Source organism: Bacteroides sp. 3_1_13, from assembly GCF_001185845.1.
Lineage (GTDB): Bacteria > Bacteroidota > Bacteroidia > Bacteroidales > Bacteroidaceae > Bacteroides > Bacteroides xylanisolvens.
The window spans coordinates 1-14627 of record NZ_KQ236958.1 but is presented as its reverse complement, the minus strand read 5'-3'; the positions used below and the strand labels follow the sequence as shown (position 1 = coordinate 14627).

Sequence of the window (14627 nt, the reverse complement as noted above, 5' to 3'; positions counted from 1 at the left end):
TTCAGAACCGCATTAAGAGGAGTAGTGGATGAGAAATTCTTCCTCTTTAGACTGGCTAAGATTTATGCATACCCCCAATGATTATCGGGTGAGCCTGGTTTACACCAACGCAAATCATATATCAATCAGATTAAACATCTGTCAAATTCAATGTGGCAAGGTTCAACATATAAAAAAAATAGCCTCAACTTACAAAAAATTGAGGCTATCGAAATATCACTTAAAAAGTCTCTCTATTCCCATTCTATAGTCGCATTAGGTTTCGGAGACATATCATAACAAACGCGATTTACATTCTTCACTTCTTTCAAGATACGGTCTGTTATCTTCATCAGGATAGGCCATTCTATCGGTTCGATAGTAGCCGTCATAGCATCTACCGTGTTGACAGCGCGAATAATCACCGGCCAATCAAAAGAACGGGCATTATCACGTACACCAACAGATTTAAAATCGGGTACTACTGTAAAGTATTGCCATACCTTTTTATCCAATCCGGCAATCTGAAACTCTTCACGCAAAATAGCATCGGACTCACGTACAGCCTCCAAACGGTCACGCGTTATAGCACCTAAACAACGTACGCCCAAACCTGGACCAGGGAAAGGTTGACGGTAAACCATCTCATAAGGCAATCCCAACTCCAAGCCACAAGCACGAACTTCATCTTTAAATAATTGGCGCAACGGCTCTACAAGTTCGAACTTAAGGTCTTCAGGCAGACCACCTACGTTATGGTGAGACTTCACCATTTTAGCAGTTTTCGTTCCACTTTCCACAATATCCGGATAAATAGTCCCTTGCCCCAAGAAGTCAATACCATTCAGCTTACGTGCTTCTTCTTCGAACACACGAATAAACTCACCACCAATAATTTTACGTTTCTGTTCCGGATCTTCCACACCTGCCAGTTTATTCAGGAAACGATCGGTTACATCTACATAAATAAGATTTGCTTTCAACTGGTTGCTGAATACCTCAACCACATCTTCTGACTCTCCCTTACGCATCAAACCATGATTAACATGTACGCAAACCAGATTGTTACCAATTGCCTTCAGAAGTAACGCTGCTACCACAGAACTATCAACTCCACCCGACAGAGCCAACAATACTTTCTTATCGCCCACCTGACGCTTAATCAACTCTATCTGATCATTGACAAAGTTCTTCATGTTCCAGTTAGCTTCAGCTTTACAAACATCGAAAACAAATGATTTCACTGCCGCCTTTATAGCCTCAATATCATCCGCAAATTCTGCCAACTTCACTTCACAAGTTGCTTTATCGTGACCTGCAGCCATGACGGGAATCCCCAAAGTATAGATAGCCGGATTTACATCAATAGCAACGCCATCAATTACATTATTCGGTCCACCATTAATAATAATACCCTTTACATTGGGCAATGCTTTCAGTTCTTCCACTGTGATATCGTGAGGATAAATCTCACTATAAACTCCTAACGCACGGATGGCGCGAGCCAACACCGTATTCTCATGACTACCCAAGTCAAGGATAACAATCATATCCTGCTTCATCTGATTTTGGTTGTTTTTAAGTTATTGTATTGTTTATTATTCACTATTGTTTTCAAACGGTCTGCAAATATAAAGATTTTTAGAGAGACTATAATACATTGATTCTCTAAAGTTTCAGAACAGAGTCGCGTTTTTTTTGTAATTATAGTATTCAATTCAACAAAGAATTAAAACAACATAGGAAGCAGATGGATAGCAATAACCCAATTCTTTCATAAACTCCATAAAAACTATGCTTTCATCCGCATCACAAACCGACTCCCCTTACCCAATTCGCTCTCTACCGTCAGCGTACCGCCATGAGCTTCCACAAAATCCTTGGAAATAGATAATCCCAAACCACTGCCTTGCACTTTCGTTCCGGGTACACGAAAATAGCGGTCGAAGATACTTTTGTGATAACGCGGATCAATGCCTTTGCCAAAGTCCTGAACATACAATTCGATCCAGTTTTCATCCTGCCTGGCACCGATAACCACACGCCCGTTTTCTTTTGAATAGCGAATAGCATTACTTAACAGATTCGTCAACACCCAGGCAATCTTCTCACTGTCGACAAAAAGCTTACCGATTTTCTCTTCCGGATACTCCACTTCTATCTGAATATTAAACTTATCCGCTTGCACCTGATTAGCTTTGATCGCATACTCAATCAGTTCAATCGGTTTGGTGATCTTCGGCATCAACTGTAATTTACCAGCTTCCACCTGCGTCATGTTAAGCAATTCTCCGGTGATGCTTAACAAACGTTCGCTATTCTCCTTGATACTCTTTGAAAGCTGTTCCTGCTCATCATTCAGCGCACCGACACGTTTATCTTCAAGCAGTTGGAGACTCATCATAATAGCAGCAATCGGAGTTTTCAGTTCATGAGAGATGGTCGAGATAAACGTAGTCTTGGCAGAATCCAGTTCTTTGAATTCCGTAATATTCTTTAGTAAAATGACATCACCCAGTTTGCGAGGTTCATCTTTTTCAGCCTCCGTATTAATGATGGGAACATAAGATGCCTTAAAGTAACTCTCTTTATCGTCTGCATATATTTTCAACGGTTCCTTCTGTTCGCCCGGTGTCACCAGTTCACGAATCAGCCGACGCAGCAAATCATTCTTCAAAGCCAGTTCTTCCGCCGATTGACGAATCACATTTTCCCGTTTCAAATTCAGCACATTCAGTGCTTCCTCATTGATAAACAAAATCTCACGTTCCATATTCAGACCAATCACCGGATCATCTATACTATTAACAATGGCTTCAATAAACTTCTTGGCAGAAAGGATATCCGACAAAGTACTGGCACGATATTCGGTCAAACGTTCTGCCATCCGGTTAAAACTATCCGCTACATCCCGGAACTCTTCATTATTATCCATTTGCAGACGCTTCTCATAGTTATGATTGGCTATTTCTAGAATTCCTTCTTTCAGCTCTTTAACCGGTTTACTGATAGAACGAGGCAACCAATAAAGCAATATCAGTCCGGTCAAGATACAGATTCCCCCTGTTATGGAGATCCATAGCAATGCACGTTCCAAGGCAGGCATAGCAGCAGGACTATCAGGCTCTGTCGCAGTCAGAGTTTGAAGATTCACTACTGAAAGTGTTACCAACAAAATAATCATTCCTGCCAACATCCCAATGCCAAGAATCAGTTTCGTTTTAATATTCATAACGTTCATACGATTAATATTATGCAAGTATAATCAAATCTACATTAGCTTGCGACAAATTATTTAAAAACTTTCTATATCCCAGTATAGAACAAATAGCGTACGGTAGCCTCAAATTAGGAGTTCCCATACACACTGTCGATATCTGTTTCTCTTTACAAACCTTGACGATGCTCCCCAAAATGTCTTTCGACTGCACCTGGACAACTTCTCCCCCAAGTTCCGCCACCAGTTTAAAATGATTCAACAAATACCGTTGACGGGCCAAATCAATTCGATCCATACTCTCTTTCGGAGTCTGAACATACAAAGCTATAAAAGTTGTATTATACCGGGTTGCCAACTTTGCCGCCTTTCTGATAATTCGTCGGGGTGTTTTCTCGTGACTACTGATACAAGCCATAAACTTCTCATGCCGAAGTCCGACGGCTACTCCCATCACCACCTCATTCTCCACCTTTTTTTCTACCCGCAACGCCACTTCCTTTAGAGCCAACTCACGCAATTGAAGAATATTCTCGGTTCTAAAGAAATTATCCAATGCTGTCTGAATCTTTTCCGGACGATAGATCTTTCCCGCTTTCAAACGGGCAATCAGTTCTTCTGCCGTCAAGTCAATATTCACCACCTCATCCGCTTCCTGAAGCACACTGTCGGGCACTCGTTCTTTCACTTCAATCCCCGTAATCTCCTGCACTTCTTCATTCACGCTTTCGATGTGCTGAATATTGATTGCCGAAATCACATTGATTCCCTCATCCAGCAGAGTTATCACATCTTGCCAACGTTTCTCATTCAGGCTGCCTTCTACATTGGTATGCGCCAGTTCGTCCACAATTACTATTTCCGGATGGATACGGATAATCGCATCCACATCCATTTCTTCCAACTCTTTCCCCTTATAGAAGATTTTGCGACGCGGAATGACAGGGAGCCCTTGCAGTAACGCCTCGGTCCCGGCACGTCCATGAGTTTCGATATAACCGATTTGCACGTCCACACCGTTCTCCAGCAGTTCATGTGCCTCCTGAAGCATACGATATGACTTTCCCACACCGGCTATCATACCGATATAGACCTTAAACTTGCCCCGGTGGGATCTCTTTATCAGATCCAAAAAATACTGTACACTTTGTTCTCTATCATCCATTATGTCGATCTGTTATTTTAAACATCCTAACCCGTAGCAATCATCACGATCACCACGGGTTCACAAAAATTCATGAGTTTATTTTATGGCCTTAAAGTTACGCCAAATACTAGATGGGCGTCCTCCAAACGTGGATTCCATATAGCCTGTACAAATATAGGCAATGAAAACTTATCATTAAAATTTATTGCTTTCGTTGCTTTCAAAGCTAGGTTCGTCACTGCAAACCCATTCACATTATACTGCGGAGTCTTATAAGGAACCACTCCACAAGTAGCATTCAGATCAACTCCTTTCACACTGAACGGATAATTCAGTTCTACGTAAGAAGAGTATGCCTGCTTTTCCTCCCCCTCATCAGTCGTTTTTCTGTCAGCACCGGCAAACATGGTATACCATGCGATAGATAACGGGAACTTTTCAATAGGAAGCGTATAAGCTAACCCTGCTTCAAAATGATGTCCGGTGTCTCCACTTTTAAAATGGAAATAATTATTGGTAAGTTCTCCATTAGCCACATCAGCTTGTCCGTCCCACCAAAGAGTGGCTACAGAAAGTGTCGGTCCCGCTTCACCAAACTTATAAGCTGCGGTTAGGTCAATTTCTTTATTACTCTCACTCAAACTGGTTGAGCCCCATGCAGTAAGCGAGAAATTACCTACGCTAAATCCCAAAGTCGGCTGAAAGGAAGCGGCTCCCCCCTGATAAATACCACGCCATACATACGAACTTACCAAATCACCTTGTATAGTAAACTCTTGTGCTTGTGCATTGCTAGTTCCCAACATACATACGGCTGCTACAGCCATTGTTCCTAAAATACTCTTTTTACTAAAAAAACTTTTCATACTTTTTATCTAATTCTATTTTATGTTCCTGTAAAAAAGCAGCGCCCCATCCAACCCTGTTAATTTGAACCGCGGCATAACCCAAACGGTCCGGACAGGAACGCTGCTCAATCTTCATCTACTTATTGCTTTCCTCTAAAGCGATATTCAATTTCAAGACATTCACCTTTTCTGTTCCCAACAACCCCAAAAACGGTTTTTCTATGCTTTTATCAACAATCGCTCTTACTTGTTTTTCTGTTAATCCACGTGCTTGTGCTACTCTCTTCACTTGTACATACGCACATTGAGGAGTGATATTAGGATCCAGTCCCGAACCACTGGCCGTAACCATTTCGGCAGGCACATCCGCACGATTCAAATAAGGATGATGTACAAGGAAAGTATCAATACGCGCTTTCACTTCATCCAGATATTCTTGATTCGTAGGCCCTTTATTACTACCTGCGGAACTCGTCGCATCATACCCGTCACCGGCAGAAGAAGGACGTCCCCAGAAATAAATATCTTTTGTAAACATCTGACCCACATTGGCTGCTCCCACTACTTTCCCATCCAGCGTAGCCACCTCGGCATTTCCTTTATTAGGACCTGCTACCTGTGCGAACACCCACAGGATAAGGATATAGAACACGGAGAAAAAGACACAAAAAGCAAGTGTTATTTTTAAAGACTTCAATAAAGTTTTCATTGCTATTGTTTTTTAATTAAAAGAATAAACCTACTACTAAATCTATCAATTTGATTCCCACGAAAGGAGCAATCACACCACCCACACCATAGATCAACAGATTACGGCGAAGTAAAGCACTCGCACCTATCGGTTTGTATTGCACTCCACGCAAAGCCAGCGGAATCAGAATCGGAATAATAATCGCATTAAAAATAACCGCTGAAAGAATGGCGCTTTCAGGACTATGCAGATGCATGATATTCAGAGCTGCCAATTCGGGAATAGCAATCATAAACAAGGCAGGAACAATTGCGAAATATTTGGCCACATCATTGGCAATAGAGAAAGTGGTCAGCGTACCGCGTGTCATCAGCAATTGTTTACCGATTTCCACAATCTCGATCAGTTTCGTCGGATCGTTATCCAGATCGACCATATTACCGGCTTCCTTCGCCGCCTGTGTACCACTATTCATGGCTACACCTACATTGGCTTGTGCCAGAGCAGGAGCATCGTTCGTTCCGTCTCCCATCATTGCAACCAATTTACCAGCCTGCTGTTCCTTCTTGATATATTCCATCTTATCTTCCGGTTTAGCTTCAGCGATAAAATCATCCACACCGGCTTTTTCGGCAATATATTTTGCAGTTAATGGGTTATCTCCTGTCACCATGACCGTCTTCACTCCCATCTTACGCAGACGTTCGAAACGTTCCTGAATACCCGGTTTGATAATATCCTGCAACTCAATGACACCGGTCACTTTCTTGTTTACACATACTACCAATGGCGTACCACCATTGCTGGAGATAGAAGAAATGACCTCTTCCACTTCTTTCGGGAATTCATTTCCTTCACCTTCCACCATCTTACGGATAGCGTCGAAAGCACCTTTACGAATTTGCGTTCCATCTGCCAGGTCTACTCCCGAACATTTGGTTTCAGCCGTAAACTTAATCATTCGTGCTCCCGTTGTATTCAGGTTACGCATACGGATGCCCGACTCGCGTCCCAGTTCTACGATAGACTTACCTTCCGGCGTTTCATCGGACAAGGAAGACAACAGACAAGTCTCTACAAAATCGTGCAAATTGACACCCGGAGCCGTATGGAAATGAGTTGCTTTACGGTTACCGATGGTGATAGTACCCGTTTTATCCAGCAACAACGTATCAATATCACCGGCAGTCTCTACTGCTTTACCGGATTTAGTAATCACGTTGGCACGGAGCGCGCGGTCCATACCGGCAATACCGATGGCAGAGAGAAGTCCACCGATAGTTGTCGGAATCAGACACACAAACAAAGAAATAAGCGAAGCAATGGTGATGACCGTATGACTATAGTCGGCAAACGGTTTCAAGGTAACACACACTATGACGAAAACAAGCGTAAAACCTGCCAGCAGAATAGTCAACGCAATCTCGTTCGGGGTTTTCTGACGGGAAGCACCTTCCACCAATGCAATCATCTTATCAAGGAAACTTTCTCCCGGTTGAGTAGTCACCAGTACCTTTATATGATCGGACAATACCTTCGTGCCACCCGTTACGGAACTCTTGTCGCCACCTGCCTCACGGATCACCGGAGCAGACTCGCCAGTGATAGCACTTTCATCAATAGAAGCCAGCCCTTCAATAATCTCTCCATCGGAAGGAATTACGTCTCCGGCCTCACAAACAAACACATCTCCTTTCTTCAACTGTGAAGAACTGACGGTAACAATTTTATTGCCTTCCACTTTCTTTGCCGGTGTCTCTTCACGAGTCTTACGCAAGCTGTCGGCCTGTGCTTTACCACGTGCTTCGGCAATAGCTTCGGCAAAATTGGCAAACAACAAGGTTACAAACAGAATGATAAACACGGCAATGTTGTAAGCAAACGAACCTTGTGAAGAGTTTACAATGGAGTAGAGCGTTACAAGCAGCATGACTACTGTAGCCACTTCTACTGTAAACATAATCGGGTTCTTTATCATCATCCGTGGGTTCAGTTTCACGAATGACTGTTTCAAACTTTCTATAACTTGCTCCTTTGGAAACAAAGAAGCTGATTTATTATCTTTCATATCTTCTCTAATTCAGTATTACAAACTTAAATGTTCAGCAATTGTGCTCAATGCATGTACCGGGAAGAATGACAGCGCAGCAATAATGAAGATAACCACAAATGTCATGACTCCGAAAGTCAAAGTATCGGTCTTCAATGTGCCGGCACTTTCCGGAATGAATTTCTTCTGTGCCAGTAATCCGGCAATGGCAACCTGCCCGATGATAGGAATAAAACGGCTCAAAATCAGAACAATACCACACGTATAATTCCAGAAATAAGTATTATCTCCCAAACCTTCAAAACCGGAACCGTTATTGGCAGCACAAGAAGTGTACTCGTAAAGTTGCTCACTTAAACCGTGGAATCCCAAGTTGTTCAACCATCCACCTTCACTTTCCACAAAATCAGGGTGATACACATAAATATAACTTGAAAGTGCTGTAAATACCAAAATGACAAACGGATGAAGCAGAGCTACAATCGTAGCGATTTTCATTTCGCGGGCTTCCACTTTCTTACCGAGGAATTCCGGCGTACGTCCTACCATCAAACCGCTGATAAACACTGTAATGATAATAAATGTATAGTAATTCATCCATCCTACACCTACACCGCCAAACCAAGTGTTAATCTGCATATTCAGCATCTCCATCATTCCGGACAGCGGCATAGTAGAATCATGCATGCCATTCACAGAACCATTAGAGGTTACAGTAGTTACAATACTCCATAATGCCGTTGCTCCGGCTCCCAAACGGACCTCTTTACCCTCCATCGCACCATTATCCTGCGCAATTCCCAGTTCATCAATGCGTGGATTACCGCCCATTTCCTGACTGACATTAATACATACGCCTACCAGAAAAGCGAAAAGCATTACTCCGAATATACTGTAAGCCAACTTCTTTCTGCGAGTATAGAAACCCAGCGCAAGTACCATCGCCATCGGGATAATCAGGATAGACCAACATTCTACCATATTAGTAAGATATGTCGGATTCTCCAACGGATGAGAAGAGTTTACACCAAAATAACCACCACCATTTGTACCCAATTGTTTGATAGGAACAATCGCAGCCGTAGGACCTTGAGAAACCATTTGTTCCTGGCCTTCCATCGTAGTTACCTTCATCTTACCGTCAAATCCCATCGGGGTTCCCTGGAGAATCAGGATAAAACCTACAATAAGAGAAAGAGGCAATAAAATACGTGTACAGCTTATTACCAGAAATTGCCAGAAGTTACCAATTGTTTTGGTTGTTTTTGCAGCAATACTCTTCATGATACCTGCCATAGCAGCCATACCCGTTGCGGCAGTGATAAATTGGAAGAGCATGATAACGAACAGTTGTGTAAAATAGGTCAGACCGCTTTCACCGCTATAGTGCTGCAAGTTACAGTTAACCATAAAACTGATACAGGTATTGAATGCCTGATCCGGTGTTTGAGGTCCGTTCCCATCCGGATTCAGAGGCAACCATCCTTGTGAAATTAAAAGCACCATTCCCCAGAAAAACCAAAAAGCATTCAATATTAACAATGCTTTCAAGAACTGTTTCCAGTTCATTTCTTCATTAGGGTCAATTCCACATACTTTATAAATGACTCTTTCAATAGGAGCCATAAAATCAGACCAGGTCTTTTCTCCTCTGTAGACCTTGGCAATGTATTTTCCCAGTGGATAAGCCAGAATCACCATCAAGGCTATCTGAACAACCACGCCTAAAATTTCTGTATTCATATACTTTTTACCTTAAACTGTGTGTGTTACTTTAAAACTTTTCGGGTTTGACGAGCACGTACATCAAATAACCGAAGATCGCAATACCTAATACGAATAATGCTGTGTACATAATCAATTCTCCTTTTTCTTTAAATATTCTCAAACCAGTCTACACATTTCCAAAATAGCCAGAAACAAGCGAAACCGCTTAACAGGCAGAAAATAAATGATAGTGTTATTCCCATGTTTTTACCTTTTAAATGATTACTATTAATTTTCACTTGCCACTCTTTATGCCAAATGCGTGCCATAAAAAACAGAAAATAGATAATGTATTAATATTCAAATAGATACACATCATTAGATACTTTCTATCCATCCAACCTACCCTTCCATTTTGAAAAAAGAATTCTATTTTGAAAAGCTTTATACTTTTCCGGAATTTCAGAAGAGAAAAAATAAGCAAATTATCACTTTGAAAGGGGGATTTTCATTTTGAAAAGGTAAGAGAAGGAAATATAATACTTATAAAACACTGATAATAAGAGATTAGCAACTAATACAAGTCTATTGGTATATGCTTTGCAAAGAGACAGACATGAAACTTTATATTATTGCAAACAGATTACCTGTCAAAGTAGCCGGCACAAACGGCAAATTCGCATTTTCGCGTAGCGAAGGCGGGCTGGCAACAGGTTTGGATTCTCTTCAGACTTCTTATGAGAAGCACTGGATAGGTTGGCCCGGAATATGTACCAATGAAGAAAAGGACCAACAGGAGATTAACGAGAAACTACAGGAAATGAATTTTCATCCGGTCTTCTTGTCGGAAAAGCAAATTGAAAATTACTACGAAGGATACAGTAACAGTACTATCTGGCCTTTGTGTCATTACTTTTATGCTTATACCTTATATAAGAACTGCTTTTGGCAAGCCTATCAACAAGTCAACCGTCTTTTCTGTGAGGAGATTTGCCAGCTGATACGTCCCGGTGACAAAGTATGGATACAGGATTATCAACTGATGCTACTTCCAGGAATGTTGAGGAAAATATATCCGGAACTCTATATCGGTTATTTCCATCATATCCCGTTCCCCTCCTACGAACTTTTTCGTATTCTGCCAGAGCGTGCCGAGATACTGAAAGGCTTATTGGGAGCCGACTTCATTGCTTTCCATACCCACGACTATATGCGTCACTTCATCAGTGCCGTAGAACGTGTATTACACCTCGACTTTAAACTGGATGAAGTGCAGATCAACAACCGAGTGACCAGAGTAGAGGCATTACCGATGGGAATCAACTATGAATCTTATCATAAGGCTTCGGAAAATAAAGAAGTACACCAAGCTATTGAACGTACCCGGAAACTTTTCGGCGAGCATAAACTCATCCTGTCAGTAGACAGACTGGACTATAGTAAAGGAATACTGCATCGTCTGCATGGCTTCGCCACCTTCCTCGAACATCATTCCGAATATCATGGCAAGGTCACATTAGCGATGGTCATCGTTCCTTCACGTGACCATGTAGGCAGCTATGCGGAACTAAAAACAAAGATCGACGAAGAAATCGGCTCTATCAACGGACGCTACTCCACAATGAACTGGACTCCCGTCTGTTATTTCTACCACGGCTTCTCGCTGGAAGAACTGACCGCCATGTATTATGTAGCCGATATAGCCCTCGTCACTCCACTTCGGGATGGCATGAACCTGGTGGCTAAAGAATACGTAGCTACCAAGTGCGACAATCCGGGCGTACTTATCCTTAGCGAAATGGCAGGTGCCGCTGTAGAACTGACGGACGCTATCCAAATCAATCCGAACGATACGGAACAAATAGAGAATGCGATTTGCCAGGCACTTGAAATGCCGGAAGAGGAGCAAAAGCAGCGCTTGCAACGTATGCAAAGTATTCTGTCTGTACAGACAGTCAACAAATGGGCAGCCGACTTTGTCAATGAACTGAACATGACGTGCATGAAAAACGATCTGTTACGAAAAAAACGCATCGTAGCTGCTACCATCGCACAAATCAAGTTAAAGTATAACCAGGCAAAACAACGCCTTGTTCTGCTGGATTACGATGGTACGCTGGCAGCTCTCAAATCACGTCCCGAAGATGCCCAACCTACACCAGAACTTATTTCTATTCTACAACAATTGGCTAGCGATCCCGCCAATCATATTGTAATCAATAGCGGGCGGGATCATTTTACATTAGAAAAATGGCTCGGTTCCCTTCCTTTTTCTATGGCTGCCGAACATGGAGCTTTCTACAAAGAAAACGGAGTTTGGCATAAAAATATAAAGAAGATAGAATGGGGAGCAGGTATTCTTTCTATCCTACAACTGTTTGTAGACCGAACTCCCCACTCACATCTGGAAGTAAAAGAAACAACCCTGGCATGGCATTATCGTGAAAGTGACGCATGGCTCGGCACATTAAGAGCCCAACAACTTGTCAATGCACTGATCTCAATCTGCACCCGGCAGAAACTACAAATTCTGCAAGGGAATAAAGTGATCGAAATCAAATCGCCGGATTGCAATAAAGGCTCGGAGGTGGGACGTCTATTAGCCAACAGACATTACGATTTCGTAATAGCGATGGGAGACGATACAACAGATGAAGATATGTTTCAGGCATTACCCAAAAACGCTATTAGCATTAAAATAGGTAGCGTATCCGAAGCCGCCAACTATCATCTGTCTGCTCAATCCGACGTACTTCCATTCTTACAATCTTTACTAGGCAAACAAAAAACTGCCACAAAAGAAGGAAGTATTAAGAATCGCCTGACTTTCGCTTTCGACTTTCTCAAAGATCTATTAAAAACTCAATAAAAAGCAATCAATATGAATAATTTAAATTATGGAGTGATAGGTAACTGCCGTACAGCAGCCCTCATTTCGCAGAACGGAAATATCGAATGGCTCTGTTTTCCCGATTTCGATTCTCCTTCTATTTTTGCCAGTCTGCTCGACCGGGAGAAAGGGGGAGCTTTTGGATTCGAAGTTGCCGGAGACTATCGCATCACACAAAGTTATGTTCCGCACACCAATATCCTTTCTACCCAGTTCTCCTCTGATGAAGGAAAATTTGTAGTGCTCGACTATATGCCCTGTTATCGTTCCAAAGACGAAACAGGACATTATTTGCCTGCCGAATTATATCGCTACATACATTGGATAAAAGGAAAACCGCGTTTCAAGATCAACTACCATCCGGCTCCAAACTATGCACAGGGACAAGTGATCCTAAATATAACTCCGCAGTATATAGAGTCCTACTGTTCCTCTGAAAATAAGGACAGACAATATTTATACGCTTCCCTGTCTCTTCAAGACATCAAAGAGAAAAAAGAAATCATTCTTGAGAAAGACGAATTTCTCTTGCTTTCCTATAATGAGAAAGTAATTCCAATTGACATAGAAAGGGAAAAAATAGAATATTGCCGTACGCTAGTATATTGGCTGAACTGGACAGACAGAAGTAAGAAATACATTCTATATAATGACGTAATCGAACGAAGTTTGTTGGTTCTGAAACTAATGTCCTATCACAACGGAGCCGTATTAGCAGCACTAACCACAAGTCTTCCGGAAGCTGTAGGAGAAGTCCGCAACTGGGATTATCGTTTTTGCTGGCTCCGGGATGCTTCTATGTCCATCGAAACCATGTTCCAGATCGGACACACTGGTGCAGCTAAACGTTTTATGAAATTTATCCAATCTACATTCGTTTCCAAACATGATTATCAAATTATGTATGGCATCCGGGGCGAGCACCAACTAACTGAAGTGATACTCGACCATTTATCCGGCTACAAACACTCCAAACCTGTACGAATAGGCAATGATGCGTACCACCAGAAACAAAACGACTCTTTTGGTTACCTGATGGACCTGATTTACCAATATTATCGTCTCATGCCCGGTACATTGGACGAAATTGAAGATATGTGGGAGATGGTAAAGAGCATTTTAGCAACCGTAGTAGAAAACTGGAAAAAACCAGATAAAGGGATTTGGGAAATTAGAGGGGAGGGACAACACTTTGTTTCTTCTAAAGTTATGTGCTGGGTAGCCCTAGATCGCGGAGCGAAAATTGCTCAAATGCTTAATAAATACAATTATAGCGAACGTTGGCAACTGGAAGCTGAAAAAATAAAGAAAGACGTAATGAAATACGGCTGGAATAAAGAACTTCAAAGTTTCACACAAACGTACGACAACCAAGCAATGGATTCTTCATTACTATTGATGGAACCTTATGGGTTTATAGAAGCTGATGATATACGCTATCATCAAACAGTGGAAGCTGTCAGGAAAGCTCTTTTTCATAAAGGACTTATGTATCGCTACAACAGCAAAGATGATTTCGGGTTGCCTACTTCTGCTTTTACGATTTGTACATTCTGGCTTATACGAGCACTGTTTGTCACCGGACATAAAGAAGAAGCGCGTTGTCTGTTTGACGAGGTTCTGAAATATTCCAATCACCTCGGATTGTTCAGTGAGGATATTGATTTCGAAACCAAAGAACAGTTGGGAAATTTCCCACAGGCATATTCACATTTGGCATTAGTGAATACTGCTATCCTATTTGCGGAAGAAGAGAAGAGATTATCTTTTATTCGTCCTTAAAAACAGCCCCTCTTGATTCATTGTTGGATCTTTTTGCAAAGTACCAAACTCTATTGAACAAACTACTATGAGATTTGATCTGCTAAAAAGGGCGGTATAAATACCAAAGTAATAAAAAACAGAAAGCCTCGCCCGTCAATAGACAAGCGAGGCTTCTTTAAAACGGCGGCTACCTACTCTCCCACTGTTACGCAGTACCATCGGCGTGACGAGGCTTAACTTCTCTGTTCGGAATGGGAAGAGGTGGAACCCTCGTGCTATAACCACCTGAATAAGGTTATGACATGATGAAAAGTAAAATCTCAAGTTATTACTA

10 protein-coding genes and 1 rRNA gene are annotated in these 14627 nt (G+C 41.9%); 2 read left to right on the top strand and 9 right to left on the bottom strand.

Annotation, left to right across the window (positions count from 1 at the left end):
* Positions 1 to 233: 233 nt before the first annotated feature.
* From guaA to HMPREF9009_RS26460, 8 genes are all read right to left on the bottom strand, one after another.
* Complete coding sequence (gene guaA / locus HMPREF9009_RS23420) at positions 234 to 1541, bottom strand: glutamine-hydrolyzing GMP synthase (RefSeq protein ID WP_004314576.1); 1308 nt, start codon at positions 1539 to 1541, stop codon at positions 234 to 236.
* A 230-nt stretch (positions 1542 to 1771) separates the two neighbouring features.
* Positions 1772 to 3211, bottom strand: coding sequence for a sensor histidine kinase (locus HMPREF9009_RS23415; RefSeq protein ID WP_049703606.1), 1440 nt, complete (start codon positions 3209 to 3211; stop codon positions 1772 to 1774).
* A gap of 19 nt (positions 3212 to 3230) precedes the next feature.
* Positions 3231 to 4361 carry a sensor protein KdpD gene (locus HMPREF9009_RS23410; RefSeq protein ID WP_049703540.1) on the bottom strand — a complete coding sequence of 377 codons (1131 nt, stop codon included), beginning with the start codon at positions 4359 to 4361 and terminating at the stop codon, positions 3231 to 3233.
* An 83-nt stretch (positions 4362 to 4444) separates the two neighbouring features.
* On the bottom strand, positions 4445 to 5209 hold the full coding sequence (locus tag HMPREF9009_RS23405) for a TorF family putative porin (protein WP_004306399.1): 765 nt from the start codon (positions 5207 to 5209) through the stop codon (positions 4445 to 4447).
* 118 nt (positions 5210 to 5327) lie between these two features.
* On the bottom strand, positions 5328 to 5900 hold the full coding sequence (locus tag HMPREF9009_RS23400) for a K(+)-transporting ATPase subunit C (RefSeq protein ID WP_004306397.1): 573 nt from the start codon (positions 5898 to 5900) through the stop codon (positions 5328 to 5330).
* Positions 5901 to 5916: 16 nt separating this feature from the next.
* Entirely contained in the window at positions 5917 to 7950 is a 2034-nt protein-coding gene (kdpB, locus tag HMPREF9009_RS23395; RefSeq protein ID WP_049703539.1) for a potassium-transporting ATPase subunit KdpB, read from the bottom strand.
* An 18-nt stretch (positions 7951 to 7968) separates the two neighbouring features.
* Entirely contained in the window at positions 7969 to 9675 is a 1707-nt protein-coding gene (gene kdpA, locus HMPREF9009_RS23390; protein WP_049703538.1) for a potassium-transporting ATPase subunit KdpA, read from the bottom strand.
* A gap of 31 nt (positions 9676 to 9706) precedes the next feature.
* Positions 9707 to 9787 carry a potassium-transporting ATPase subunit F gene (locus HMPREF9009_RS26460; RefSeq protein WP_073343870.1) on the bottom strand — a complete coding sequence of 27 codons (81 nt, stop codon included), beginning with the start codon at positions 9785 to 9787 and terminating at the stop codon, positions 9707 to 9709.
* 447 nt (positions 9788 to 10234) lie between these two features.
* On the opposite strand from HMPREF9009_RS26460, the gene HMPREF9009_RS23385 reads away from it, so the two are divergent.
* Positions 10235 to 12508: a bifunctional alpha,alpha-trehalose-phosphate synthase (UDP-forming)/trehalose-phosphatase gene (locus tag HMPREF9009_RS23385; protein ID WP_182422565.1), complete on the top strand. Its 2274-nt coding sequence runs from the start codon at positions 10235 to 10237 to the stop codon at positions 12506 to 12508.
* A 12-nt stretch (positions 12509 to 12520) separates the two neighbouring features.
* Positions 12521 to 14311: a glycoside hydrolase family 15 protein gene (locus HMPREF9009_RS23380; protein ID WP_049703536.1), complete on the top strand. Its 1791-nt coding sequence runs from the start codon at positions 12521 to 12523 to the stop codon at positions 14309 to 14311.
* A gap of 160 nt (positions 14312 to 14471) precedes the next feature.
* Here HMPREF9009_RS23380 and rrf read toward each other — a convergent pair.
* Positions 14472 to 14582, bottom strand: a 5S ribosomal RNA gene (rrf, locus tag HMPREF9009_RS23375).
* Positions 14583 to 14627: the final 45 nt, after the last annotated feature.